Raw genomic sequence first — 25,095 nt, 5'->3', positions numbered from 1 at the left:
CACCGACTGGGGTGGCGGGGATGCGGGCGCTGCACCGGCGGTGGGGGGGGGAGGCCCGCGAGCGCACCCCCGCCCGCCGGCGGGGGGGGGGCCGGCGGCCCCCCGCCCCGCCGCGGGGGGGGCCCGGCCCCGCGCGCCCCCCGCGCCCCCCCCCCGCGTCCGCTAGCCGACGGCGCGGGCCAGGCTCAGGGCGAAGCGCCCCTCCGAGTCGGTCCACCAGCGTTCGAGGGCGAAGCCCGCGGCCTCCAGCTCACGGGTCACCCCCTCGCGGCGGAACTTCGCGGACACCTCGGTGCGCAGTTCCTCGCCCTCGGCGAACTCCACGTCCAAGGACAGCCCGGCGACGTGGGACTTGACCGGGCGCACGGCCCGCAGGCGCATCTCGATCCACTCCTCCTCGGCGTTCCACAGGGCCACGTGCTCGAAGTCCGACGGGTCGAAGTCGGCGTCCAACGTCCGGTTGATCACCCGCAGCACGTTGCGGTTGAACTCCGCCGTCACGCCCTGCGCGTCGTCGTACGCGCGCACCAGCACGTCCGGGTCCTTCACCAGGTCCGTGCCGAGCAGCAACCACTCCCCCGCGTCCAGCACTTCGCGCACCGAGGCGAAGAACTTGTCCCGCTCCTCCGGGATCAGGTTGCCGATCGTCCCGCCCAGGAACGCCACCACCCGCGGCGGCGCGCCGGGCAGCAGGCCGAGGTGCTCGGTGAAGTCGCCGACCACGCCGTGCACCCGCAGCCCGGGGTACGCGGCCATGATCGCCCGGGCCGCCTCCGTCAACGCCGACGGCGACACGTCCAACGGCACGAACTCCGTCAGCGTGCCGTGCGAGCGCAGCGCGCTGAGCAGCAGCCGGGTCTTCTCCGACGAGCCGGAACCCAGCTCCACCAACGAGTGCGCGCCGGTGATCGAGGCGATCTCCGCCGCCCGCGCCACCAGGATCTCCCGCTCCGCGCGGGTCGGGTAGTACTCGGGCAGCCGGGTGATCTCCTCGAACAGGTCACTGCCGACCGCGTCGTAGAACCACTTCGGCGACACCCACTTCGGCCGCGCGGTCAGCCCCGCCCGCGCCTCGGCGCGCAGCGCGATCGCCGCGTCCTCGGGGGTCAGGTGCACGTCCAGCACAGGCTCGGTCATCCTCGTCCAATCCGTTGAACGTCCACAGTAGACACATCAGCCGTGACGACGTGCCCGTCGGGCACCTCCCGCCAGCGCGGGTCGTCGTCCAACGGCTCGGAGGCCAACGTCACCGCGCCGTCGCCGGAGCGCACCCACAACGAGTGGGTCCACGTCGTGCCGACGAGCACGGTGCCGTTGGTGAGCAGCAGGTTCAGCCGCGAGCCGGGCGCGGCGGCGGCGACCTCGGACACGACCGAGGCCAGCGCGGCGCCCGGCGCGGCCCCCGAAGCGAGCCGCGACCGCGCCAACGCCCACAGCAGGGCGGCGTCGGTCGGCGCGTCCAGCGTCAGCAACGAGGCCACCGGCAGGGTCTTGGCCACGTCCACCACGGACTCCGGCCAGTCGGCGACCCGCCCGTTGTGGCTGAACAACCACTGCCCGTCGGTGAACGGCGCGCACGCGGTGTCCGCCACCGGCATGCCGACCGTCGCCGAGCGCACCGCGGCCAGCACCGCGCCGGACACCGTCACCCGGCTCAGCGCCAGCAGGTTCTCGTCCGACCAGATCGTGCCCGCCCGGCGGTAGCGCACCGCCGGGCCGCCCGGCGCGGGGTACCACCCCACGCCGTACCCGTCCACGTTGACCGTGCCGCCGCCGCGCATGTCCCGCGGCGCGTACGACTGCCGCACCAACGAGTGCGGCGGGTCGTGCACCAGCGCGGCGACGGGCACGGCGGGGCCCAGATAACCCAGATGGCGGCACACGGTCAGGTCAGCTCGTCCCGCGAGGCGTCCCTCGCGCAGCGGAAGCCGGCGAAGATCTGCCGCCGGATCGGGTAGTCCCAGTTGCGGAACGTCGAGCGCACCGCGGCCTGGTCGCTGCCGAACGACCCGCCGCGCAGCACCTTGTAGTCCGGGCCGAAGAACACCTGGGAGTACTCCGCGTACGGGAACACCTCGAACCCGGCGTAGCCGTGGAAGTCGGAGCTGGTCCACTCCCACACGTCGCCGATGAGCTGGTGCACGCCCAACGCCGACGCGCCCGCCGGGTACGCCCCGACCGGGGCGGGCGTCAGGTGCCGCTGGTTCAGGTTCGCGTGCGCCTCCGTCGGGTCCTCGTCGCCCCACGGGTAGCGGCGGGACCGGCCGGTCGCCGGGTCGAAGCGGGCCGCCTTCTCCCACTCCACCTCGGTGGGCAGCCTCTTGCCCGCCCACTTCGCGTACGCCTCGGCCTCGTAGTAGCAGACGTGCACCACCGGCTGGTCGGGCTCGATCGGCTCCGTGCGGCCGAACGCGGTGCGGTACCACTGGTCGCCGACCCGTTCCCAGAACCGGGGCGCGACCAGCGACGCCTTCCGGACGTGCGCCCACCCGGCCTCGCTCCACCACCGCGGGTCCCGGTAGCCGCCGTCGGCGATGAACGCCGCGTACGCGCCGTTCGTCACCGGCGTGGTGTCGATGAAGAACGGCTCGGTGACCACCTGGTGCGCGGGCCGCTCGTTGTCCAGCGCCCACGCCTCGGTGGACGTGCCCATGGTGAACGGCCCGCCGGGCACCAGCACCTCGGCCGGCCCCACCGGGCCGCCGCGCGGCGGCCGCGGCGCGTCCAGCACCGGGTCGCCCACGCGCAGCTGGTGCGTGGCCAGCATGGTCTCGTCGTGCTGCTGCTCGTGCTGCACGATCATGCCGAACGCGAACCCGCCGTCGACCAGTCGGTGGCCTTCCAGCGGCGTGCGCTCGAGCACGTCGAACACCTTGTCCCGCACCTCGCCGACGTACCGGCGCGCCTCGGCGGGCCCGAGCAGCGGCAGTTCCGGCCGGGCCGACCGGGCGTGCTTGAACGCGTCGTACAGCTCGTCGATGTCCGCCCGGACCGGCTCGCGGCCGCCCACGTCGCGGACCAGCCACAGCTCTTCCTGGTTGCCGATGTGCGCGAGGTCCCACACCAGCGGTGACATCAGCTTGGAGTGCTGGCGGACGAGGTCGTGGTCGTCCACCGCGTCGGTGAGCAGCCTGCTGCGGTCACGTGCCCTGGTGAGCTGGGCGGCGACCCGGTCGCGAAGGTCTTCGGTGCTGGTCATGAACGGCCCCCTCCGGTCTTCTCAGCGAGCGTGCGGTGCAGTTCTTCGGCGATCGCGTCGGTCTGGCCGACCGACAGGTCGGTGTCGGACAGCGCGGCGCAGCCCAGGTCGACCACGTCGCGCGCCGCGCGGGCGAGCACCGGGTCGGCCAGGCCGTACCGCGCGGCGGCGAGCCAGCGGTTCGCGGCGCCCTCGGTCGCCGCGAGCACCCCGTCCACCGAGGCCGACGTGCTGAACAACGCCGCCATCAGCACGACCGGCGGCAGCCACCGGCCGTCCGGCGGCGAGTCCAGGTAGCGGACCTCCAAGTACCCGCGCGGTCGGACCGGCGGGAACTGGAGGGTGAGGTGGTAGTCGAGGTCGTCGGCCGTCGGCGGGCCGTCGAGCGCTCCCTCGATCCAGTCGGCGAACGTCAACGGGTACGGCGGCAGCCAGTTCGGCCCCGGTCTGCGCACCGCGATGACCGGGGTGTCGAGCACGCGCTTGGCCCACGCGTCGGCCGGGTTCGCGCACACCGCCGCCGGACGGGTGCGCACCGGGTCGGTGCCGTAGAGCGTGCGCATCCTCGCGCTGGCCCAGTCCGTCCGACGGCCGTTCACCCCCGGTGAGTTGGCGAACAGGGCGGTGAGGACGGGGCCGAGCGCGTGCACCGCGGCCCAGCGCCGCGGCAGGTCGGCGGCCAGCCCGGCGTCCAGGCAGACCTGCAGGCCCGCGGTGCTGCACATCATCGTGATGCCCTCGGGCCCGATCGGGGCGAAGGCGTGTTCCATGGCCGCGTAGCGCGGGACCTGGAGCATCCGGCGCGGCGGGCGGAACGGGTCGGCGCCGTGCTGACCGAGCCGGAGACCGGCCGGTTCGAGCAGGCTGTGGAGGTGTTCGATGTCCGCGGCGACGGTCTTGAGCAGATCCGTCAGGGAATCGCGCGGCGGTGTGGAGATCTCGACCTGGCCACCCGGTTCCACGGTCAGCGGGGTGCCGGAGGGCAGTGGCCGCTGAGGGCTGTCGGGGACGAGGGTCGGTGGCGCGTGCCGGCCGAGCGCGGCCGCGAGGGTCTTCGCGTCGAGCGGTCGGCGGGGATCTTCGACGTGGTGGACGGTCCATTCCAACTCGACTCCGAGCAGCCTCGGAGGCCCGTGCTTGAAGCAGACCGAGGCGACGTAGGCCTCGGCCTCCGCTCGATCCCGGAACACCGCCGGGGTGGGCCCCGGAGCCGGTGCGTTACGGACAGCAGTCACTGGTTGCACTCCCCGTGATCAAATCTCGTCCGTTCGACGCTACACGCAGGCACCGACACTCGCAGCTGTGGAAAACCCTTACGGATCAACGACATGTCGGGTGGCGCGGGCGCGGCTGACGGCCGGTCGGGTGGCGCGTGACCGCGTTCAGGCGGCCTCCGGGCTGCTCCGAGTGGGTCATTCCCGGTGCCCGAGCGGACAATCCGGGCACGGCGTGAACAACTCGTGGCATCCGGGTGACCGATCAGGAACCCGGGTACTCGACGTCGACGCGCAGCACGCGGTCGTTGCCGGGCTCCCAGTCCCGGTCCCACGACGTGGTCAGCCAGAGGTCGCCCTCCCGGTCGACCTCGACGGTCCGCAGCCGCCCGTACTCGCCCTGGAAGTAGGTCTGCTCCTCGACCAGCTCCGAGCCCTCGATGCGCAGCCGGTACACCCGCTGGCCGACCGTGGTGCCGATGAACAGGTGGTCGTTGACGATCGCGAGCCCGCTCGGCCCCGCCGCCGTGGTCGGCCACGTCCGCTTCGGCGGGATGCTGTCCTCGCAGTACCCCTGCGTGCCCTCGCAGCCGGGCCAGCCGTAGTTGCCGCCGCGCTGGATCAGGTTGAGCTCGTCGAGCGTGTTGTTGCCGAACTCCGTCGCCCAGAGCCTGCCCTGCGAGTCGAAGTCGAGGCCCTGCACGTTGCGGTGCCCGTAGCTCCAGATCGCCTTGCCCGGGAACGGGTTGTCCGCCGGGATCGAGCCGTCCGGGTTGATGCGCAGGATCTTGCCCGCGTTCGTCTCGAGGTTCTGCCCGTAGCTGCCGTTCTGCGCGTCGCCGGTGGAGACGAACAGGTGCCTGCCGTCCGGGCTGAACCGCAGCCGGCCGCCGTTGTGGTAGCGGTTCTTCGGGATGCCGGCCAGGATCGTGGTCCAGCCGGTGAGCGCCTCGCCGATCAGCCTGGCGCGCACGACCTGGTTGCCGTCGTCGGCCGTGTGGTAGATGAACACGAGCCCGTCGGTGGCGAAGGTGGGCGACAGCTCGATGCCCAGCACGCCGCCCTCGCCGTCGGTGCCCTGCGCGCCCGGCACCCGGCCGACGTCGGTGCGCTTGCCGTCCGGCGTGAGGCGGTAGAGCCGGAACCGCTCCCGTTCGGACACCAGCGCCGTGCCGTCGGGCAGGAACGCCAGGCCCCACGGCACGTCGGTACCCTCGCGCACCGTCGTCACCGCGCCGGGCCTCGGCTCACCCGCCGGCGCCGTCCCGCCGGGCGCGACGATCACCTCGTCGCTGAGCGCCGAGAGGTTGCCCGCCGCGTCGCGCGCCCGCACCGCGAACCGGTAGCCGGTGCCGGCGGTCAGGCCGCCCACGGTGGTGGACGGCTCGCCGGTCGTGGCCACCTGCGTGCCGTCGCGGTGCACCACGTACCCGGTGACGCCGACGTTGTCGGTGGAGGGCTCCCACGCCAACGACACGCTGGTCGAGGACTTGCCGGTGGCGCGCAGGTTGCCCGGCGCGGTCGGCGCCTCGTGGTCCGGCGGCGGCGCCTCGGTGCGCACGACGACGTTGTCGCTGGCCTGCGAGACGTTGGGCGCGGCGTCGCGGGCGAAGACCGTCCAGTCGTAGGACGTGTCGGGGCGCAGGCCCGTGACGGTGGCGGACAGGGTCGTGCCGGACACGCTCGTCATGAGCTGACCGTGCTGGTAGACGTCGTAGGCGACCACGCCGACGTCGTCGGAGGCCGCGTCCCACGCGAGCGACACGGTGGTCTGGGACCGGCCCGTGGCGCGCAGGTTGCGCGGCGGGGTCGGCGCCTCGACGTCGGTGTCGTCCACCGCGAGGCGGTCGGCGTTCGGGCCGCCGTCGGAGGTGGTGGCGGTGGCGCGGACCCGGTTCACGCCCGCCGACAACCGCACGGACGCGGTGACGTCGCGCCACGCGGTCCACGAGCCCGTGCCGGGGAACGAGACGGCGCCCGCGCGCTTGCCGTTCACGGTCAGCGCGAGCGGGAGGTCGTCGTCGGTCCCGTTGGCGTAGCGGAAGACCAGCGCGTGCGTGCCCGCCCGGGCGGCGGTCACGGCGTACTCGACGTAGGCGCCGAAGGTGTCGTCGTAGTCGACGTACCCGGTGCCGGTGAACCCGGCGTGCTCGGACTCCACCGCGCCGCGCGAGATCGTCGCGGCCTCGGACTGGTGGTCGGTGAGCCCGTGCGCGGCGCCCGAGGCGGTGAGCAGGGACAGCGCCGTCGCGGCGACCACCGCGACGAACGCGAACCGCCGTCGTCGGGGGGCGTGCGGCGTCCGTCGAGGCGCGTGCCTTATCGGTCGGGACGTGTGTGGCGTCGGTTGGGGCGCGTGCGGTGTCCGCCATGGCGCGTGCGGCGTCGGTTGGGACGTGTGCGGCGTTCGTCGGGGGGCGTGCGGTGTCGGTCGCGAGCGCCGTGAGTGCGATCCCATGCGCCCCTCACCTGCTCCGGTAGCGCGCGGCCTGGCGGCGGAACTCCGCGCGCGAGGACGGCACGTCCAAGGCGATCCGGTCCAGCACCTCCGCCGGCCGCCGCCCCTCGGGCAGGGCGAACGACGACCGCAGCACGCCGACGTGGCCGGCCGTGAACGGCACCAGGCGGACCGGCGCGTCGGTCCGGTTCGCCAGCGCGTCCAACTGGTCGGCCATCACCGCTTCGTCGCCGACGCGGACGTGCAACGCGGCCTCGTGCACGAAGAACCGCGCGGCCGAGTGCGGCAACCGGTCGACGCCGATGCCGCCGGTGTCGTCGCCGAACGCCAGGGTGTAGGCGGGCGTGCGCAGCGGTTCCGGCACGCACAACGCCTCGAAGACCACCACGGCGCACTCGCCCGGACCGTCCGCCACGTCACCCTGCCGCCGGCCGACGAGCCTGATCAGATCGATCAAGTCGGGCCCGTGCCGACTGCGGTCCACCGTGGACGGTCGGTTCGACCAGCCCAAACCCGACACCAGCCTCAGCGGCGGACGAATGTCCTCACCTGCGGTCACGGTGCGCCACCGTAGTGACGGTGACCTGGGGTTTCGAGTCGAGACGTCGAAGTACACCCCAAAGTGGACAGGGCAAGCCGTACGTACTGATTGGATTTCGTCAGGCGGCCCTGGCAACATCGACAGGTGCCCAGGGTGAGCCAGGACCACCTCGATGCCCGTCGCCGTCAGATCCTCGACGGCGCTCGTGCGTGTTTCGCGCGTTTCGGCTACGAAGGCGCGACCGTGCGCCGCCTGGAAGAGGCTACCGGCCTGTCCAGGGGCGCGATCTTCCACCACTTCCGGGACAAGGAGTCGCTGTTCCTCGCCCTCGCCGAGGACGACGCGCTGCGCATGGCGGAGGTCGTCGCCCAGCAGGGGCTCGTGCAGGTGATGCGCGACCTGCTGTACCCGCCGGACCCCAACGACGTCGAGCACCCGGCGGACTGGCTGGGCACGCGGCTGGAGGTGTCGCGGCGGCTGCGCACCGACCAGGAGTTCCGGGCCAGGTGGGCGGAGCGCTCGCGCCAGCTGACCGACGCGACCCGGCAGCGGCTGGAGCGCCAGCGCGAGGCCGGGAACCTGCGCGACGACGTGGACGTGGACGTGCTGACGTCGTTCCTGGAGCTGGTGCTGGAGGGCCTGGTGTCGCACCTGGCCATGGGCCTGCCCGCCGACGACCTGGAACCCGTGCTGGACCTGGTGGAGGAGAGCGTCCGACGGCACCGCCGCAAGGCCTGATGGGGCGGTACCTCTGGGCCGCGGGCCTCGCCCGGCTGGCCGACGAGATGGTGGCCGTGGCCGTGGTGCTGCTCGCCCTCTCGCGCAGCGGGTCGACCGTGCTGTCCGGTGCGGTGATCGCCGCGTACACCGTGCCGTCGGTCCTGTCCGGGCCGCTGCTCGGCGCGTGGCTCGACCGGACCCGGCGGCCGGTGGCGGCGTTGGCGGCCAACCAGTTCGCGCTCTGCGCGATGGCGGTGGCCATGGTGTTCGCGCCGGCGCCCTGGCTCGTGGCGGCGGCGTTCGTCGCGGGCATCACGCTGCCGATGACCAGCGGTGGGTTCACCAGCCTGGTCCCACGCCTGGCCGGCGACCTGCACCGGGCCACCTCGCAGGACGCGTTGCTGTTCAACGCGGCGGCGGTCGCCGGGCCGGGGCTGGCGGGTGTGCTGAGCACGGCCGCGTCACCCGCCGCGGCGGTGGCCGTGGTGGCCGCGCTGGCGTTGGCGGGCGGGCTGTGCACGCTGACCTTGCGCGTGCCGCCGCACCCGCCCGGCGAGCACCCGTCGCTGCGCGCGGCGGTCGAGCGGGGTCTGCGGCACCTCGTCACCACGCCGCCGTTGCGTGGCGCGACGATCGCGTCCGTGGTCGGGTACGGGTCGGTCGGCATGCTCGCCACGGCATTGCCGCTGCACGTCGCCGGGCTCGGCGTGGACGGCGACCAGGCCGGGGTGGTGTGGGCGGTGTTCGAGGTCGGCGCCATCGGCTGCATCCTGGCGGTCCGCCGCTGGCTGCCGCGGTGGCGTCCGGAGCGGGTCGTGTTCACGACGGTCTCCCTGTACGGGGTGACGCTCGCGCTGTGGCCGCTCGCCTCGCACTTCCCGGCGTTGCTGGTCCTGGCGCTGGTCAGCGGTCTGGCGCAAGGGCCCGTGCTGACCGCGACGATCACCGCGCGCCGGCGGTACACGCCGGGTCCGCTGCTCGGCCAGGTGTCGACCACGGGCGCGAGCCTGAAGATCGGGGCGTACGCGGTGGGCGCGGCGGGCGGCGGCGCGCTGCTCACCGCGTGGTCGCCGACGTCGGTGATCTTGCTGGTCGCGGCGGGCCAGCTGGTCGGGGCATCACTCGGAGCAGTCACCGCTAGGCCGACGCGCACCGTCCAGGTGACCCCATAGGATCGCCGACATGGCTGACGCCCGACCTGCCCACGTGCACCGGGTGCGGGTGCGCCCGGTCGACTGCGACCGCCAGGGGATCGTGCACGCGTCGCGCTACGCGGTCTTCTTCGAGGCCGCCATGGTGGAGACGCTGCGATCGCTGCTGGGCTCCTACAAGGAGTTGGAGAAGCACGGCGTCGACTTCGTGATGGCCGAGACCTCCATCCGGTACCTCAACCCGGCCAGGTTCGACGACCTGCTGCGCATCGCGGTCCGGGTGCGGACGCTGGGCACGACCACGTTGACCATGGGGTTCGACGCGGACGTCGACGGCACGCCGGTGGCCACCGGCTGGAACCGGTACGTCTCCTTCGGCACGCCGGAACTGCGCAGCACCCCGATCCCGGCCGACTTCCGCAAGGTCCTGGAACGCCGTCCGGCCGCCGCCAGGCCCGTGACGCGGACCGTGACTAGGTCCGCACCCGCGCCCCGGAGCTGACCGCGTGACCCGCGCCTGAGCCCTCGGCCCGCGCCACCACCCGGCCGCCCTCGACGCGGATCGCGGTCTCGGTCTCGTCGCTGACCGACGGCACGCCCGCCGCGCCCGCCAGCGCCCCGGTCTCGTCGCACACCACCCGCAGCCGGGGCCACGCCGCGACCGGGAACGCCTGCCGCAGGCCGACGCACAACCGCGCCAGCACCAGCCGCGCCAACGGCGCCAGCTCCCCCGGCGTGCCGGTCACCATCGCGAGGGTCACGCGGCCGGCGGCGGTCCGCACCGCCTCCTCCACGGCGGCCAGCCGGTTGAGCCCCAGCACGACCACCACGCCGTCCTCGTCCGGCGTCACCTCGTCGCCGCGCACGAGGTCGACCACGGCGGGCGGAGCCCACGGCCGGTCCTCCGGGAGCACCGCCGCGCCGGGAGGCGCCGCCCACCAGTCGTTCAGCTCCAGGTCCGCGAGCCGCTCGCACGCGCTGATCACGTCGAACGGCTCCAGGAAACCGGGCGCGGCGGTGGCGAGGCCGCTCGCGCCGTGCAGGGTGGCGAGCACGACCTCGGCGAGGCGGACCACCCGGAGGGGCGGCGAGCCGGGCGGCGGCACGACCGGGTCGAGCGCTTCCAGGGCAAGGCCGAGCAGCACCGCGTCCAGCTTCATCAACTGCGTGAACGGCCGGCGCGTCACCTCCTCGGCGGCCACCTCGGACAGGAAGTCCCGCGCCAGCGCGTCGTGGCTGAGCGAGGTGACCCACGCGCGGGCCAGTGCGCCGAGCGCGGTCCGCCGGTCCGGTCCGCGCTGCGGGTCGGCCGGCGGGGTCTCGCGCTCCGCCAGGTCGGCCAGCACCGCGAAGTAGAGGGCGCGCTTGCCGGGGAAGTTCGAGTACACCGCGCCCCTGGTCAGCTCGGCGCGCCGCGCGATCGTGTCGATCTTGGCGTCCCGGAAGCCGCGTTCGACGAACTCCGCGCGGGCCGCGTCCAGCACCCGCGCCCGGTTGCGCTCCTGCGCCTCCGCCCTGCTCAGCCGCACCATCACGCTCCCCGTTTGCCAGGCGTCGCACGGTCAAGATACCGTGACCATTCAGATGATGAGAACATCTGATCTGAACATCCGGAGGTTCGAGTTGACCGTGCCCGAGATCGACCCCGCCAACCCCGAGGTGCTGCTGGACCCGTTCACCGCCTACGGGCAGGCGCGCGAACGCTGCCCCGTGGCGCGGATGCCCCTGCCCGGCATGGGCGACATGTGGGTCCTGACCCGGCACGAGGACGCCAAGGCGATGCTCGCCGACCCGCGCTTCGAGCTGAGCCCGAACAGCTTCATGGGCCTGCCTGGCATCCCGGAGCACTGCAAGCCCTACCTGCGCACGATGTCCGAGATGAACGGCCCCGAGCACCTGCGGCTGCGCAAGCTGGCCGCGCCCGCGTTCACCGCGCGTCGGGCGGAGGGCTTCCGGCCGCGGATCGAGGCGATCGTGGCCGCGCTGCTCGACGCCCTGCCGGACGGCGACGCGGTGGACCTCATGGAGCACTTCGCCCGGCCGCTGCCGATGGACGTGATCTGCGAGCTGGTCGGCATCCCCGCCGAGAACCGGCCGCGGTGGCGCGAGTACGGCGCGGCCGTGGTGAGCGGCTACGGGCCGGGGTTCGTCGCCGCGATCCCGGGGATCGTCGAGGGGGCGCTGGAGGCCGTCGAGCTGCGCCGGACGTCACCGGGTGACGACCTGATCTCCCAGCTGCTGCGGGTGCGGGACGAGGACGGCGACCGCTTCACCGACGCGGAGCTGGTCACCCTGGTGTGGCAGCTGGTGATCGCCGGGCAGACGCCGAGCAACCTCATCGTCAACGGCCTCGAAGCGCTGCTCGCCCACCCCGACCAGCTGGCCGCCCTGCGGGCGGACCCGGGCCTGATGCCGCGCGCGGTGGAGGAGCTGACGCGGTGGGTCGGCCCGCAGCTGCTCACCGTGCCGCGGTTCACCAAGGAGGAGGTGGCGTTCGGCGACGTGGTGATCGACAAGGGTCAGCCCGTGATGACGGCGATCGTGTCGGCCAACCGCGACCCGCGGGTGTACGACACGCCGGACGAGCTGGACATCACGCGCGTGCCGTCGGTCGGGCACCTCGGTTACTCGCACGGCGCGCACTTCTGCCTCGGGGCGGCGTTCGCCCGCGTGCAGACGCAGGTGGCGATTTCAGCCGTGCTGCGACGGTTCCCCGACCTGGCGTTGGCGCGGACGCCGCAGCGGACGCCGGACGGCGGCACGTGGCGGCTGGCGGAGCTGGTGGTCAGCACCAGGAACGGTTGAGGCACAGGAACGGTTCAGGCGTAGGAACGGTCAAGCGGGGAAGAACCGGTCCATGATCTCGTCCGCGACGTCGACGGGCGCGCGGCCGTCGGTGTCGACCACGAGGTCGGCGGCCGGCGCGACGGTCGGGACGGCCAGGCGGCGCAGGTCGGCCTCGGTCAGCCCGCGCAGCTCGTCGCCGGGGATCGCCGGACCCCGGCCCGCGCCGCGCAGGAGCAGGCGGGCCACGAGCTGGTCGTGGCTCGCGTGCAGCCAGCACAGCTGCGCCTCCGGCACCTGGTCCTCCACCTCGCCCGTGACGACGAGGTGCCGGGCGCCCGCGTCCCGGTAGACGCGCCGGACCGCGTCGAACCGCCGCGCCTTCGCCGCCGCGGGAAGCGGCGGTGTGGCGAACGTGAGCTGGGCCAGGTCGACGTACCCGGCCTTGGTGCGGGCGAAGAGCCGGGTGAACACCTCCCAGCCCACCGTCGACTTGCCGACGGCACGCGGCCCGGCGATCCACAGGACGGTCACGCGGCCCACCTCGTCCGGATCTCGGCCGCGATGTCGGCGGGCGCGCGGCCGTCGGTGTCCACGGTGAAGTCGGCGAAGTCGGCGCGCTCCAACGCGTCGGCGTCGTCGAGCGCCTGGTCCGCCTGCTCGACGAGCCACCCGCGGCCGACGAACCGGGCGCGCAGCTCCGCCCGGTTCACCCGCAGCCGGCACAACGTGACGTCCGCGCCGGACAGGCGATCGGTGTAGAGGCGGGCTTCCCCGACGGTGTTGAGGAAGCCGGAGACGACGAGCGGGGAACCCTGGAACTCCGGCCACAACGCGCCCAGCGCACTCGACTTGACCACGTGGTTCTCGGGGTCGTCGGCGGACGACGGGAAGCAGAGGCCGAGCTGGTCGGCGTCGACGTAGGACGCGCGGTCGAGGGAGCGGTAGACGTGCCAGCCGACCGTCGACTTGCCGACGCCGGAGGGGCCGAGGAGCCAGAGGACGGTGGTCATCGGGCGGGAGCGTAGTTGCGGCGGGTCCGGTGCGGCGATCGGATTTCCGGGCCGCGCCTGAGCTTGAACCTTTCTCGCGTTCAGGCCACCGTGGTGGCATGCCGTCCACGGTGAAGAACGCGACGCTGCTGTTCCTGGGGCGCACCATCGTCCGGGCGCAAGCCCTCCTCGGCGATCCCGCCGCCCGGCTGCTCGGGGAGAACCCGACCAGCGACCCCTACCCGGTGTACGAGTCGGTGCGCCGGCAGGGCGTGCTGGTGAAGACGAGGATGGGGCTGTACCTCACCGCCTCGCACGAGCTGTGCTCCCGGTTGCTGCGCGATCCCGGTTTCGGGCCCCTGTCGGCGGGCGCGCTGTCGCCGGTGGACTCGTCGGTCCAGCTCGACGGGCGGCGACTGGTGAACCCCGTCGAGGAGTCGTTCCTGGTGCGCAACCCGCCCGACCACACGCGGTTGCGGCGGCTGGTCGCGCCCTGGTTCACGCCGCGCGGCCTGCGCGCCCAGGCGGAGACCGTGGAGCGGGTGGTCGAGGAGTACCTGGACGAGGTGGCCGACCGGCGCACGTTCGACCTCGTCGGGGACTTCGCGGCCAGGGTGCCGATCCAGGTGATCGCCGACCTGCTCGGCGTGCCGGGCGCGGACCACGCGACGTTCGCCCGGTGGGGCAGCGCGTTGGTCGGCGCGCTCGACGGCGTGCGGGACCTGCGCGGGCTCAAGGCGTTGCAGCAGGCGTTGCGGGAGTTCGAGGCGTTCCTGGACGACCTGATCGCGCACCGGCGGCGGCACCCGGGCGGTGACGACGTCGTGTCCGCGTTGGTGGCGCACGACGACCTGACCCGCGAAGACCTGATCGCCACGACGGAACTGCTGCTGGTGGCCGGTTTCGAGACCACGGTCAACCTGATCGGCAACTCGGTGCTGGAGGTGTTGGGGCACCCCGAGGTCCGGGAGCGGTTGCTCGCCGACCCCGGCTACGCCGACGCCGTCGTGGAGGAGACGCTGCGCCACGACCCGCCGGTGCAGTACACGGTGCGGGTGCCGTTCGAGACGACCGAGGTCGCCGGCACGCGGCTGCCCAAGGGAACGCCGATCATGCTGATGCTGGCGGCGGCGAACCGCGACCCGGCGGTGTTCGGCGATCCGCACCGGTTCGACCCCGGTCGCGCGGACGTGCGGGAGCACCTGGCGTTCTCGTCGGGCATCCACTACTGCCTCGGCGCGGGGCTGGCGCGGATGGAGGGCGCGGCGGCCCTGCGCGGCCTGTTCCGCCGGTTCCCGGACCTGAAAGCGGCGGGCCGCGTGCACCGCCGCCCGTCGCGCGTCATCAGGGGTGCGGCGAGGCTTCCGGTCACCACTGGCGTGAAGAAACACCACCCGATCGTGGAAATCATCAGCTGAGGCTCAGGAATGTGGTGCATGCTGTACTCGCGCGTCGACCCGCCGCACCGCCGCCGCGGCGGGTCGTTGCGTCCTTTCCGCACTAATGCGGATTCCTGCGACCACCCACGTGTTCTTTGGCGTCGTGGTCCTGCCTGGCCCGCTCGACCTTCTCCAGGTTCACCGCGGACCACTCGGCCAGGTGTGCGAACAACGGCGCCAGGCTCCGCCCGAGCTCGCTGATCTCGTACTCCACGCGGGGCGGAACCTCGGCGTGATAGGTGCGCTCGACGAGCCCGTCGCGCTCCAGTTGCCGCAGCCGCTGCGTGAGCACCTTGGGCGTGATCGTGGTGATGCGGCGCGACAGCTCCACGAACCGCTGGCGGCCGAACTCGTTGAGCGCCCACAGGATCGGGGTCGTCCAGCGGCTGAACACGAGGTCCACCACCGGCGCGATCGGACAGGCCTGCTCCGGGTCGACCGCCGCCCGGCGTGTGCCACTGGTCACAACAGGCCCCTTCCGCCGATACTTTCCTCTAGGTACCTACTATACCGAGGACAGTAGCTTTCCCGGGGCAAGCAGGAGTCAGCCAACGGGGAGTGATCATGATCGTGGTGACCGGTGCGACCGGGAACGTCGGGCGGACGCTGGTGCGGGCGCTGGTCGAGGCGGGCGAGCGGGTGACCGCAGTGTCACGCGGGGTCTCGGCGGGGGACATGCCCGAGGGCGTGCGCCACCTGCGGGCGGACCTCATGCGGCCGGCCGAGCTGGAGCCTGCGTTCGAGGGCGCCGAGTCGCTGTTCCTGCTGACGTCCGGGGACTGGATGTCGGCCGGCGGCAACGGGAGCGTGGTGGCCGAGGTGCTCGACCGCGCGCAAGCCGGTGGCGTCCGGCGGGTGGTGCTGCTGTCCTCGCAGGGGGTCGAGACGCTGCGCCACTCCCCCGACCTGGAGGACGCCGTCAGGCGGTCGGCGCTGGAGTGGACCGTGCTGCGGCCCGGCGCGTTCGACTCGAACGCCTTCGCCTGGGCCGCGACGATCCGCGAGCAGCGGGTGGCCGCGGCGCCGTTCGCCGACGTCGCGCTGCCCGCCGTGGACCCGGACGACATCGCCGCCGTCGCGGCCGTGACGTTGCGGGAGGCGGGTCACGGCGGCCGCACGTACGTGCTGACCGGGCCGGAGGCCGTCTCGCCGCGGCAGCAGGTCGCGGCGATCGGGGACGCGCTGGGCGAGCCGGTGCGGTTCGTCGAGCAGACCCGCGAGGAGGCGCGGGCGCAGATGCTGCGGTTCATGCCCGAGCGGGTCGCGGACGCCACCCTCGACGTCCTCGGCACGCCGACCGCCGACGAGCAGCGGGTGCGCCCGGACGTGGAACAGGTCCTCGGCCGCCCGGCCGGATCCTTCGCCGACTGGGCCGCGCGCAACGCGGCGGCGTTCAAGTAGCCGGGGCGTTCAAGCAGCGGGATCCGACCCGGCCCGAGGCCGGATGACCGTTCGGTGAGGGGCGTACGCCGCGCCCCTCACCGAACGGGGTCAGATCAGTCCACGCCCCGCATCAAGCGGTGGATGGACTTCGTGCCGACGACCAGCGCGACGCCGAGGCCGATCGCCACCGCGCCGAGCACGCCGAAGTACGCCACGGCGTTCTCGTCGCTGTAGAACCGCACCACGATCGCGCCCACACCCGAGCCGGCCGCCGTGGCCAGGAACCACAGGCCCATGGTCTGCGACGCGAACGCGCGCGGCGCCAGCTTCGTCGTCACCGACAGGCCCACCGGCGACAGCAGCAACTCGCCGCACGTCATGACCAGGTACATCAGCACCAGCCACAGGAAGCTCACCCGCACCGACGGGTCACCCTGGCTGGCGATCATCATCAGCAGGAACGACAGCCCGACCAGCAGCAACGAGTAGGCGAACTTGCGCGGCGTCGAGGGCTGGCGGTTGGCCAGCTTCACCCACAGCAGCGCGAACAGCGGCGCGACCGCGATGATCATCACCGGGTTGATCGACTGGATGAACGACGGCGGGAACACCCACCCGAGGAACGAGTTGTCGACCCTGGTGTCGGCGAACGCGGCGATCACGGTGGCGCTCTGCTCGAACAGCAGCCAGAACATCGCCGCCGCGATGAACAGCGGGATGTAGGCGATCACCCGCGACCGCTCCACCGGCGTGGTGCGCGGGCTGCGGATCATCACGGTGAAGTAGCCGATCGGCAGCAGCACCGACAGCAGGCTGATCAGGTTGATCACGCCCTCCGCGCCGAGCACCCCGAGCACGACCAGCAACGCGACCACGGCCACCGAGCCGAGGGCCACGCCCACGATCCGACCGATGACCCGGCCGCGCTCCTCGGCGGGCAGCGGGAACGGGGGCGTGGAGGCCGAGTCGCCGAGACCCCGTTGGCCGAGCCGGTAGACGACCAGGCCCAGCGCCATGCCGACCGCCGCCGCGCCGAAGCCGAGGTGCCAGTCGTAGGTCTCGCCGAGGAACCCGCACACCAGCGGCGCGAGGAAGCCGCCGAGGTTGATGCCCATGTAGAAGATCGTGAAGCCGGAGTCGCGGCGCGGGTCCTGTCGGTCGTACAGGCCGCCGACGACCGTGGAGATGTTCGGCTTGAGCAGACCGGTGCCGAGCACGATCAGGATCAGCCCGGTGTAGACGCCCGCCAGGCCGATCGGCAGCGCCAGCGCGATGTGCCCGAACATGATCAGCACACCGCCGTAGAACACGGCCCGCTGCCCGCCGAGCACCCGGTCGGCCAGCCAACCGCCCGCGACGCCGGACATGTAGACCGACGCACCGTAGATGGCGACCAGGGACAGCGCGAAGCTCTGGTCGAGCCCGAGGCCGCCTTCGGCGGTGGACCGGTACAGGTAGTAGGCGAGGATCGCCTTCATCCCGTAGTAGGAGAAGCGCTCCCACAGCTCGGTGAAGAACAGCGTCGACAGTCCTCGGGGATGACCGAAGAAGCCCCGCTGCGGGGTGGAGACGGCGCTCGTGGCGCTCACTGGTTCCTCCTGTGTCAACGATGTCACCGTCGGCAGACCCGGCCACATTACGCCGTACGGGTGTACGGAATGAAACCGCGATACGTCCGAGTGGCCTATCGCACAGGCTCGGGGTGCGCTCCGGTTCAACGTTTGGTGCACTCGTGGGGTGGATCTGATCGAGGCTCACGGACGCGCGATGACGGAGTTCGACTCGCGGGTGCGCCTGGTGCGCCCCGAGCAGTGGGACTGGGCCACACCCTGCAAGGAGTGGTCGGTCCACGACCTGGTCAACCACCTGGTCCACGAGCAGCTGTGGGCGCCGGAACTGCTGGCCGGCTGCACGATCGAGCAGGTCGGCGACCGGTTCGACGGCGACCAGCTCGGCCACGACCCGCTGCACTCGTGGGTGCTGGCGGCGGCCGCGGCGCGCGAGGCGTGGATCGCGCCGAAAGCGCTGCTCAAGCCCGTGCACCTGAGCTACGGCAAGGCGACGGCGGTCGAGTACGGCTGGCAGATGACCTCCGACCTGGCCGTGCACGCCTGGGACCTGGCGCGGGCGATCGGGGCGGACGAGCGGATCGACCCGGACCTGGCCGAGGCGGTGCTGGAGTACATGGAGCCGAACGTGGAGGCGTGGGCGGCGGGCGGGCTGTTCGACCCGCCGGTGCCGGTGCCCGACAACGCGGACCCGCAGACCAGGCTCGTCGCGATGCTCGGCCGGACGCCGTAGCGGACGCGGTGGGCGATGCGCGGCGGACTCGGTGCGGTGCCGTTGGGGACGCGGTGGGCGGTGCCGCCGGGGACGCTGCGGGCGGTGACGTAGGGGACGCGGGAGGCGGCTGTTTCGGGGATGACCCGATGACGGCCCGGTGGCGGTTGGGCGCGCAATAGCGCGGGCACCGAGGGGAGAGCCCATCGGAGGCTCTCCCCCACGGCCTATTCCTTGGCACGGGCGGGGCCCCCGTGGCCAAGCCTCGTCGCGCACGTCCCGCCCCGCGCAGCTCCCCGACTACGCGGGACGGGGCGTGCCTCCCCCTAGCGTGTGCGTAGCCCCCGACATATCGACGCACAGGCCATTGATAGTCCTCGGACGTTGTCAGCGGTCGGTGGGCGATGCCCTGACAACATTTCCCGGACAACGACGTCGGGCCCCGCCGCGTGGTGCGGCGGGGCCCGAACGGTGCCGAACAGTGCTGATGGGGTGCTGGTGGAGTCGCTCAGCGACGGGTCAGGGACCGGTGACGCCCGGCTCCCAGCTCTCCGGCCGGCCGCTCTCGGTCAGCAGCAGCTGCCAGTCGCCGAAGCCCATCGGCGCGTCGTGGTGCCACGGGAACTTGCCGTCCGCGGTCGGCAGGATGATCTGGAGGGCGGCGAAGTCGCCCTTGCCGTAGAGCAGGAACGCGCTGCCGAAGAACTCCGGGTAGAAGCCCTTGAAGACGCGCTCGAACGTGACCGGCACGCCGTCCAGGAAGTCGTAGTAGAGCCGACCGGGCGCGAACCGCTCGCCACGCCTGGCGCGGTCGACGTACGCGCGGATGAGCACCTGCGCGTGCTCGGGTGGCAGGCCCAGGACCACGGCCTCGGCGACGCCGAACCGCCGCCACGCGCCGACGGAGAACGAGTAGCCGGCGCCTTCGTCGTCCTCGGGCACGGTGACGACGGCGTGACCGTGCTGCTCGGCCTGCGTCAACAGCCAGTTGCGCAGGTTGATGTCCTGGACGGAGGGGGCGGAGGGGTTCGACACCCGGCCATTGTGCCCGTTGCCGGCGTCAACCCCGCATAAGCACGGCCACGACGTGCCTCGGACGGACGACAGCTCACCACGGCGACGGCCCCGCGGCGGCAGCTTGCCGACACGGGGCCGTCGGGGTTCGGGTCCAGGACGAGCCCAGAGGTCCGGTCCACAGGTCCGGTCCACAGGTCCGGTCCACAGGTCCGGTCCACAGGTCCGGTCCACAGGTCCGGTCCAGGGTTCCGCTCAAACCGATCAGGAGGTCTGGTCCAGAGCCGGGGCTCAGTCGACCTCGGCCATCACCTCGTCGGAGACGTCGAAGTTCGCGAACACGTTCTGCACGTCGTCGCAGTCCTCGAGCGCGTCGATCAGCTTGAAGATCTTCCGCGCGCCCTCGGCCTCCAGCTGCACGGTGACCGACGGCAGGAAGTTCGCCTCCGCCGACTCGTAGTCGTACCCGGCGTCCTGGAGGGACTTGCGCACCGCGACCAGGTCACCGGCCTCGGAGACGACCTCGTAGCTCTCGCCGAGGTCGTTGACCTCCTCCGCGCCCGCGTCGAGCACCGCCATCAGGACGTCGTCCTCGGACAGGTCGCCCTTCGGCACGATGACCACGCCCTTGCGGGTGAACATGTAGGCCACCGAGCCCGGGTCGGCCATCGAGCCGCCATTGCGGGTCATCGCGGTGCGGACCTCGGACGCGGCCCGGTTGCGGTTGTCGGTCAGGCACTCGACCAGCACCGCCACGCCGTTGGGGCCATAGCCCTCGTACATGATGGTCTGCCAGTCCGCGCCGCCGGCCTCCTCGCCACCGCCGCGCTTGCGGGCGCGCTCGATGTTGTCCAGCGGCACGGAGTTCTTCCGCGCCTTCTGGATGGCGTCGTACAGGGTGGGGTTGCCGTCGGGGTCGCTACCGCCGGTGCGGGCCGCCACCTCGATGTTCTTGATCAGCCGCGCGAAGAGCTTGCCGCGCTTGGCGTCGATTGCGGCCTTCTTGTGCTTGGTGGTCGCCCACTTTGAGTGGCCGCTCATCTTTCCTCCGTCGAATACTCAGCCCGCGGCACGGACCATGTCCACGAAAAGGCGGTGCACCCGCCCGTCGCCGGTCAGTTCCGGGTGGAACGAGGTGGCGAGCACGTGCCCCTGCCGAACCGCGACGATCCTACCGGCGGCCTCTCCGGCGTCTTCCGTTTCGGGCACCCGGGCGAGTACTTCCACGTCCGATCCCGCCGATTCCACCCACGGGGCGCGGATGAACACCGCGTGCACCTCGCCCACGTCGGTGAAGTCGAGTTCGGCCTCGAAGGAATCGACCTGCCTGCCGAACGCGTTGCGCCGCACCACGATGTCGAGCCCGCCGAGCTGGTGCTGGTCGGGCCGCCCGTCCAGGACGCGGTCGGCCAGCAGGATCATCCCGGCGCACGAACCGTACGCGGGCATGCCCTCCTTGATCCGGGCGCGCAGGGGTTCGAGCAGGTCGAACGTGGCGAGCAGCCGGCTGATGGTCGTCGACTCGCCGCCCGGCAGCACCACGCCGTCGACCTCGGCCAACTCCTCGGGCCGGCGGATCGGACGGGCGAGCACGTCGGCCTCGGCCAACGCGACGAGGTGCTCACGGACGTCGCCCTGGAGGGCGAGGACACCGACGACGGACACGGCTGGGTTTCCTCCTAGGTGAACTGCCACCAGCCTAGGTGACCGGGCCGGACGGGTGCTCGTGGCACCCGCCCGGCCGTTCGGTCCTCCCGCGGCGCGCCAGTCGCGCACCGCGACCCGTTCGGCGGCCTGGTGGGCCGTCGAACGACGGGCTCAGGCGGCTCGCCCGCACCGCGGAGCGGAGGACGGCGCGGCGAGCACGGGGAAAGCGGGAACGCGATCCGACCGCCGGGCCGGGCCTGTCCACACGAGTCGGGTCCGGGTCCGGGTCCGGGTTTGGTCCGGTCCGGCCGGCTCCGGGTTGGTCCGGTCGGGTCCGCATTGGTCCGGTCGGGTCCGGGTTGGTCCGGTCGGGGTGGGTGCGGGTTCGCGCGACGGAATTCGGAAAGCCGAATAGCCACGCCACTTCGGCATTCACCACCGGCTTCGCGACATGGCGCGAACCGGGACGCGCGGTGGCCTGTTGTAGCAGGTCCGGCTGCCGATCGGCCCGATTGGGGCACTCGACGGCGGCCGACTGCGCGCGCCCGGTCCACACCATGACGGCAAAACGTTAGTGGCTGGCGGCCGGTTCTCGGAAATCGCTTGAGGAAGACTTGATGTAACCCTCTTCACAATGTCCGGAAAGGGACCGGTCAGGCGAGGAGAGGGAGCGGTCCGGTCCCGACAGGGCGCGGTCGAGGTCGTCCCAGATGTCCTCGACGTCCTCCAGGCCGACGCTGAGTCGCAGGAGGTTGGCGGGCACGCCGGACGCCTCGCGCGCGGTGTCGGGCACGAGTCGGTGGGTCAGCGCGGCGGGATGCTCGATGAGCGTGTCGACCGAACCGAGGCTCACGGCGGGCGTGATCAGCTCGAGCCTGCGCACGACCGCGGTCGGGTCTTCACGGGTGGTGAACGCCAGCACCGCGCCCGGACCGCGCAGCTGCGTGCCGATCAGGCCGGCCGGGTCGGCGCCGGGCAGGCTCGGGTGCCGGACCAGGCCGGTGCCGGGGTGCGAGTCCAGCCGGGCGGCCAGCTCGATCGCGCTGCGCTGGGCCGCTTCGACGCGGAGCGGCAGCGTGGCCAGGCCGCGGTGCATGAGATAGCCGCCCAGCGGGTGCAGCACCGCGCCGGTGATGATCCGGATCTGGCGCAGCGCCCCGGCCCGCTCCTCGGCGCACGCCACCACGCCGCCGAGCACGTCGCCGTGCCCGCCGAGGTACTTGGTGCCGGAGTGCAGCACGTAGGTGGCGCCGAGGGCGGCCGGGTTCTGGAGCACGGGCGTGGCGAACGTGTTGTCCACCATCACCGGGACGTCGCCCGCCTGCGCGACGATCGCGGCGATGTCGAGCAGGTCCAGGTTGGGGTTGGCCGGTGTCTCGATGACCACCAGGCCGGTGTCGGGGGTGATCGCGCCGGCGACGCGGTCGGCCGTCGCGTAGGTGGTGCGCACGCCGAGCAGACCGGACGACAGCAGGTGGTCGGTGCCGCCGTAGATCGGGCGCACGGCGACCACGTGCGGCTTGCCGGTCAGCACGCACGCGGCCTGCACCACGGCGGTCACCGCGGCCATGCCGCTGCCGAACGCCACGGCGGCAGACGTCCCTTCCAGCGTCGCCAGGGCCCGCTCGAACCGGGCGACGGTCGGGTTGTGCAGCCGGGAGTAGACCGGCGAGGCGGCGTGCGCCGCGCCCTCGGCGAGGTGTTGCAGCGCGTGGCCGCCCTCGGCCTGGTCCGGGATCGGGTAGGTGGTGGACAGGTCGATCGGCAGGGCGTGCACGCCCAGGTCGGCGAGATCGTCGCGCCCACCGTGCACCGCCGTCGTTCGCAACCGGGTCATGCGCGAATCTTGGACTTATCGTCGGCAGATAGGGGTAGGTTCCGCAGGCTGTTCGGTGACGGGAGGGATTTGCGGTGCTGGATTCGGTGGACGCGGCGATCGTGCAGGAGCTGCAGAAGGACGCTCGGCTGCCCAACAAGGACCTGGCGGACCGGGTCAACGTGGCCGCGTCGACGTGCGTGGTCCGGCACCGGTCGCTGCGCGAGCGGGGCGTGATCACCGGCTACCACGCGGAGGTCGACCTGGCCGCCGTGGGACGACCGGTGCAGGCGATCATCGCGGTGCGGGTCCGGCCGCACACGAGGGCGATCGTGGAGCCGTTCATGGACTACGTGCTGACGTTGCCGGAGGTGCTGGCGATGTCGCACGTGGCGGGGCCGGAGGACTTCCTGGTGCACGTCGCGGTGTCGGACACGGCCCACCTGCAACGCCTGGTGCTCGACCGCTTCACCACCCGCCGGGAGGTCAGCGAGGTGCAGACGAACCTGCTGTTCCAGCACGTTCGCAAGCACACCGTGCCGCCGGCGGGCGGTGATCGGTGATCGGTGAGGTCAAGCCGGTGATCGGTGATCGTGTTCGGTGTTCGGTGTTCGGTGTTCGGTGAGGTCAAGAAGTGATGCGCACCGAAGAAGAGCCGTGGGACTTGCCCGGTGAGCGCACGCTGTTCACGGTCGAGGTGTCGAAGGCGAAGGTGATGACGGCGGTGGCGACGGCGTCGGAGTTGACGTCGAGAGCCACGGCGTTGACGTTGCCGCGCAGGTCGTAGGCGGCGTCCAGCTGCGCGTACAGCGCGGGGTCGGCGCCGTCGTCCACCGGGGTGAGGCTGTCGCACGGCTGGTGGTAGCACGGGTCGAACGCGGCGCCCGGGACGCCGCCGTAGCGGGCCGCCTGGGCGGCGGTCTTGGTGCCTTCGGCGCCGGTGAACAGGCCGCCGGCCGGGATGCCGACCTGGATGAACGGGCCGTAGTCGGACCGGCCGGAGAACTCGGTGTCCTCCGACGGCACGCCGCGGTCGGCGTAGAACTTCTCGAACACGTCCTCGATCTCCGCCGAGCCCGGCGGGATGAAGCCGGGCGGGGCGGTGCCGCTGGAGTTGTCACCGTCGTAGACGCCGTTGAAGTAGTTCGGCGAGCCGACCATGTCGAAGTTCAGGTACAGCGCGATCCGGTCCAGCTCGGCCTGCGGCAGGGTGGCGACGTAGTGCTCGGAGCCGAGCAGGCCTTCCTCCTCGGCGCCCCACCACGCGAACCGGACCAGGTTGTTGGTCTTGACCTTGGCCATCTGGACGGCGGTCTCCAGCAGCGCGGCGGAACCCGTGCCGTTGTCGTTGATCCCGGCGCCGTCCTGCACGCTGTCGAGGTGGGCGCCGGCCATCACCGTGTTGTCGGCCAACCCCTCGCGCGACTCGGCGAACACGTTCCACGCGGTGCGCGTGTCGGACAAGAAGTCGACCTTCACCCGGACGATCCGGGGAGCGTTGGTGGCGAGCGCCTCGCCGACCGCGTAGGTGGCGAAGACGACCGGGATCGCGAGGCCGGGCGTGTCGCCGATCGGCGTGGACAGGCCGGTGCGGCCCGGCTGGCCCTCGTTGAACAGGACGACGCCGGAGGCGCCCGCGGCCTGGGCGTTCAGGACCTTCTGGGCGAAGCCGCACGTGCCGCGTTGCAGCAGCGCGATGCCGCCGATCGGGAAGCCGAAGAAGTCGGCGGCCTCGCAGCCGCTGCTGTTGGAGTTCGGTGTCGGGCCGGGCGGGATGACGACGTCGACCGGGTAGGCCGGTGCGGTGGCCTCGCCGATGAAGGTCGGGGTGAAGTTGTTGCGGGTGAAGTCGCGGCCGGCGACGTAGGTGGTGGGGGTGGGTGCGACTTGTTCGAGTTCGGACCTCTCCTCGGTGTAGGGGAAGTCGAACTGCTGCACGGTCGGCTCGTACCCGGCGGTGGTGAGCGTGTCGACGACGTAGTCGACCGACGCCTGGTAGCCGAGCCTGCCGGCGGCCCGGTCGCCGTGGGTGTCGGCGATGGCTTGGAACGCGTCGAGGTGGCGCAGCACGCCGTCGAGCGTGACGGCCTTGGTGAGCTTGGCCGGTGAGTTGTTGTTGGGATCGGCGACGGCAGGACCGGTCAGGAGCAGTGGTGCCAGCAGTGGGGTGGTCAGTGCGAGCGCGGCGGTGATGGCGATCCGCCTGCGGCGATTACGGAAAGTCATGGGTTGCCTCCAGAGTGGTGCCACTGATGAGGTCGCCTGGAGGTGGAGGGGTGTTACTCCGATCGGGGTAAGGGCGTTGAAGAGCGAAAGAGTCCTCGCCGGACGGGCAGATCAGCAGGATGACGGCGGGGTGGGCGGTTCGGCGGCGGGTCCGTTGTTGGTCGGGTTTCGTGTCATCCCACCGACCTCCCTACGGGCTACCACACGTATCAAGGGGGCGGTTCCAGCCCA

At 72.2% G+C, this 25,095-nt stretch carries 24 protein-coding genes; 8 read left to right on the top strand and 16 right to left on the bottom strand.

Going from position 1 to position 25,095, the window contains the following annotated elements; genetic code table 11:
• Positions 1-162: 162 nt before the first annotated feature.
• From egtD to AB0I91_RS42205, 6 genes are all read right to left on the bottom strand, one after another.
• Complete coding sequence (gene egtD / locus AB0I91_RS42230; protein WP_499613502.1) at positions 163-1,137, bottom strand: L-histidine N(alpha)-methyltransferase; 975 nt, start codon at positions 1,135-1,137, stop codon at positions 163-165.
• The gene (gene egtC / locus AB0I91_RS42225; RefSeq protein ID WP_498778728.1) at positions 1,134-1,883 is read right to left on the bottom strand and encodes an ergothioneine biosynthesis protein EgtC; all 750 of its coding nucleotides are present in this window, start codon (positions 1,881-1,883) and stop codon (positions 1,134-1,136) included. The genes egtD and egtC overlap by 4 nt, the downstream gene beginning before the upstream one ends.
• Before the next feature lie 2 nt (positions 1,884-1,885).
• Positions 1,886-3,199, bottom strand: coding sequence for an ergothioneine biosynthesis protein EgtB (gene egtB, locus AB0I91_RS42220; protein WP_498778729.1), 1,314 nt, complete (start codon positions 3,197-3,199; stop codon positions 1,886-1,888).
• Positions 3,196-4,434, bottom strand: coding sequence for a glutamate-cysteine ligase family protein (locus AB0I91_RS42215; protein WP_498778730.1), 1,239 nt, complete (start codon positions 4,432-4,434; stop codon positions 3,196-3,198). The genes egtB and AB0I91_RS42215 overlap by 4 nt, the downstream gene beginning before the upstream one ends.
• A 244-nt stretch (positions 4,435-4,678) precedes the next feature.
• Positions 4,679-6,673 carry a PQQ-dependent sugar dehydrogenase gene (locus AB0I91_RS42210; RefSeq protein WP_499641879.1) on the bottom strand — a complete coding sequence of 665 codons (1,995 nt, stop codon included), beginning with the start codon at positions 6,671-6,673 and terminating at the stop codon, positions 4,679-4,681.
• Positions 6,674-6,878: 205 nt separating this feature from the next.
• Positions 6,879-7,328 carry a Scr1 family TA system antitoxin-like transcriptional regulator gene (locus AB0I91_RS42205; protein WP_498778732.1) on the bottom strand — a complete coding sequence of 150 codons (450 nt, stop codon included), beginning with the start codon at positions 7,326-7,328 and terminating at the stop codon, positions 6,879-6,881.
• A gap of 228 nt (positions 7,329-7,556) precedes the next feature.
• Here AB0I91_RS42205 and AB0I91_RS42200 point away from each other — a divergent pair, with 228 nt between their 5' ends.
• From AB0I91_RS42200 to AB0I91_RS42190, 3 genes are read left to right on the top strand one after another with little or no spacing between them, the layout of a single operon-like run.
• Positions 7,557-8,150, top strand: coding sequence for a TetR/AcrR family transcriptional regulator (locus AB0I91_RS42200; protein ID WP_498778733.1), 594 nt, complete (start codon positions 7,557-7,559; stop codon positions 8,148-8,150).
• Positions 8,150-9,304 carry an MFS transporter gene (locus AB0I91_RS42195; RefSeq protein WP_498778734.1) on the top strand — a complete coding sequence of 385 codons (1,155 nt, stop codon included), beginning with the start codon at positions 8,150-8,152 and terminating at the stop codon, positions 9,302-9,304. The genes AB0I91_RS42200 and AB0I91_RS42195 overlap by 1 nt, the downstream gene beginning before the upstream one ends.
• Positions 9,305-9,314: 10 nt before the next feature.
• On the top strand, positions 9,315-9,785 hold the full coding sequence (locus AB0I91_RS42190) for an acyl-CoA thioesterase (RefSeq protein WP_498778735.1): 471 nt from the start codon (positions 9,315-9,317) through the stop codon (positions 9,783-9,785).
• Here the strand turns inward: AB0I91_RS42190 and AB0I91_RS42185 are convergent.
• Complete coding sequence (locus AB0I91_RS42185; RefSeq protein ID WP_499641877.1) at positions 9,757-10,815, bottom strand: TetR/AcrR family transcriptional regulator; 1,059 nt, start codon at positions 10,813-10,815, stop codon at positions 9,757-9,759. The two genes, AB0I91_RS42190 and AB0I91_RS42185, sit on opposite strands and share 29 nt — an antisense overlap.
• Positions 10,816-10,870: 55 nt before the next feature.
• On the opposite strand from AB0I91_RS42185, the gene AB0I91_RS42180 reads away from it, so the two are divergent.
• Positions 10,871-12,088 (top strand): cytochrome P450 family protein, encoded by a 1,218-nt coding sequence (locus tag AB0I91_RS42180; RefSeq protein WP_499641875.1) that lies wholly within the window; start codon positions 10,871-10,873, stop codon positions 12,086-12,088.
• Between the two features lie 30 nt (positions 12,089-12,118).
• Here AB0I91_RS42180 and AB0I91_RS42175 read toward each other — a convergent pair whose 3' ends face one another.
• Both AB0I91_RS42175 and AB0I91_RS42170 read right to left on the bottom strand, forming a co-directional pair.
• Positions 12,119-12,601: a hypothetical protein gene (locus AB0I91_RS42175; protein ID WP_499641874.1), complete on the bottom strand. Its 483-nt coding sequence runs from the start codon at positions 12,599-12,601 to the stop codon at positions 12,119-12,121.
• Positions 12,598-13,080 carry a hypothetical protein gene (locus tag AB0I91_RS42170; RefSeq protein WP_498778739.1) on the bottom strand — a complete coding sequence of 161 codons (483 nt, stop codon included), beginning with the start codon at positions 13,078-13,080 and terminating at the stop codon, positions 12,598-12,600. Before AB0I91_RS42170 ends, AB0I91_RS42175 begins: the two co-directional genes overlap by 4 nt.
• Before the next feature lie 98 nt (positions 13,081-13,178).
• Between AB0I91_RS42170 and AB0I91_RS42165 the strand changes: the two genes are divergently transcribed.
• Entirely contained in the window at positions 13,179-14,477 is a 1,299-nt protein-coding gene (locus tag AB0I91_RS42165) for a cytochrome P450 (RefSeq protein WP_498778740.1), read from the top strand.
• 82 nt (positions 14,478-14,559) lie between these two features.
• Here AB0I91_RS42165 and AB0I91_RS42160 read toward each other — a convergent pair whose 3' ends face one another.
• The gene (locus AB0I91_RS42160; protein ID WP_499641872.1) at positions 14,560-14,964 is read right to left on the bottom strand and encodes a winged helix-turn-helix transcriptional regulator; all 405 of its coding nucleotides are present in this window, start codon (positions 14,962-14,964) and stop codon (positions 14,560-14,562) included.
• Positions 14,965-15,062: 98 nt separating this feature from the next.
• On the opposite strand from AB0I91_RS42160, the gene AB0I91_RS42155 reads away from it, so the two are divergent.
• Complete coding sequence (locus tag AB0I91_RS42155; protein WP_499641870.1) at positions 15,063-15,899, top strand: NAD(P)H-binding protein; 837 nt, start codon at positions 15,063-15,065, stop codon at positions 15,897-15,899.
• A 95-nt stretch (positions 15,900-15,994) separates the two neighbouring features.
• Here the strand turns inward: AB0I91_RS42155 and AB0I91_RS42150 are convergent, their stop codons facing one another.
• Positions 15,995-17,470, bottom strand: a complete 1,476-nt coding sequence (locus AB0I91_RS42150) for a peptide MFS transporter (protein ID WP_498778744.1) — start codon at positions 17,468-17,470, stop codon at positions 15,995-15,997.
• Positions 17,471-17,648: 178 nt separating this feature from the next.
• Here AB0I91_RS42150 and AB0I91_RS42145 point away from each other — a divergent pair, with 178 nt between their 5' ends.
• The gene (locus AB0I91_RS42145) at positions 17,649-18,182 is read left to right on the top strand and encodes a TIGR03086 family metal-binding protein (RefSeq protein WP_498778746.1); all 534 of its coding nucleotides are present in this window, start codon (positions 17,649-17,651) and stop codon (positions 18,180-18,182) included.
• A 498-nt stretch (positions 18,183-18,680) separates the two neighbouring features.
• Here the strand turns inward: AB0I91_RS42145 and AB0I91_RS42140 are convergent, their stop codons facing one another.
• From AB0I91_RS42140 to AB0I91_RS42125, 4 genes are all read right to left on the bottom strand, one after another.
• Positions 18,681-19,196, bottom strand: coding sequence for a DUF4262 domain-containing protein (locus AB0I91_RS42140; RefSeq protein WP_499641869.1), 516 nt, complete (start codon positions 19,194-19,196; stop codon positions 18,681-18,683).
• Positions 19,197-19,466: 270 nt separating this feature from the next.
• Positions 19,467-20,216 carry a YebC/PmpR family DNA-binding transcriptional regulator gene (locus tag AB0I91_RS42135; protein WP_230565635.1) on the bottom strand — a complete coding sequence of 250 codons (750 nt, stop codon included), beginning with the start codon at positions 20,214-20,216 and terminating at the stop codon, positions 19,467-19,469.
• Positions 20,217-20,234: 18 nt separating this feature from the next.
• Positions 20,235-20,840: a pyridoxal 5'-phosphate synthase glutaminase subunit PdxT gene (pdxT, locus tag AB0I91_RS42130; protein WP_143192976.1), complete on the bottom strand. Its 606-nt coding sequence runs from the start codon at positions 20,838-20,840 to the stop codon at positions 20,235-20,237.
• A 553-nt stretch (positions 20,841-21,393) separates the two neighbouring features.
• Positions 21,394-22,659 (bottom strand): trans-sulfuration enzyme family protein, encoded by a 1,266-nt coding sequence (locus tag AB0I91_RS42125; RefSeq protein ID WP_499641867.1) that lies wholly within the window; start codon positions 22,657-22,659, stop codon positions 21,394-21,396.
• 74 nt (positions 22,660-22,733) lie between these two features.
• On the opposite strand from AB0I91_RS42125, the gene AB0I91_RS42120 reads away from it, so the two are divergent.
• Positions 22,734-23,201: an Lrp/AsnC family transcriptional regulator gene (locus tag AB0I91_RS42120; protein ID WP_498778751.1), complete on the top strand. Its 468-nt coding sequence runs from the start codon at positions 22,734-22,736 to the stop codon at positions 23,199-23,201.
• Positions 23,202-23,265: 64 nt separating this feature from the next.
• Here AB0I91_RS42120 and AB0I91_RS42115 read toward each other — a convergent pair whose 3' ends face one another.
• Positions 23,266-24,864: a M28 family metallopeptidase gene (locus AB0I91_RS42115; RefSeq protein ID WP_499613526.1), complete on the bottom strand. Its 1,599-nt coding sequence runs from the start codon at positions 24,862-24,864 to the stop codon at positions 23,266-23,268.
• Positions 24,865-25,095 lie beyond the last annotated feature (231 nt).

This window comes from Actinosynnema sp. NPDC049800 (assembly GCF_040656635.1).
GTDB lineage: Bacteria > Actinomycetota > Actinomycetes > Mycobacteriales > Pseudonocardiaceae > Actinosynnema.
The sequence above is the reverse complement of the archived record's forward strand: the minus strand, read 5'-3'. Positions and strand labels throughout refer to the sequence as shown.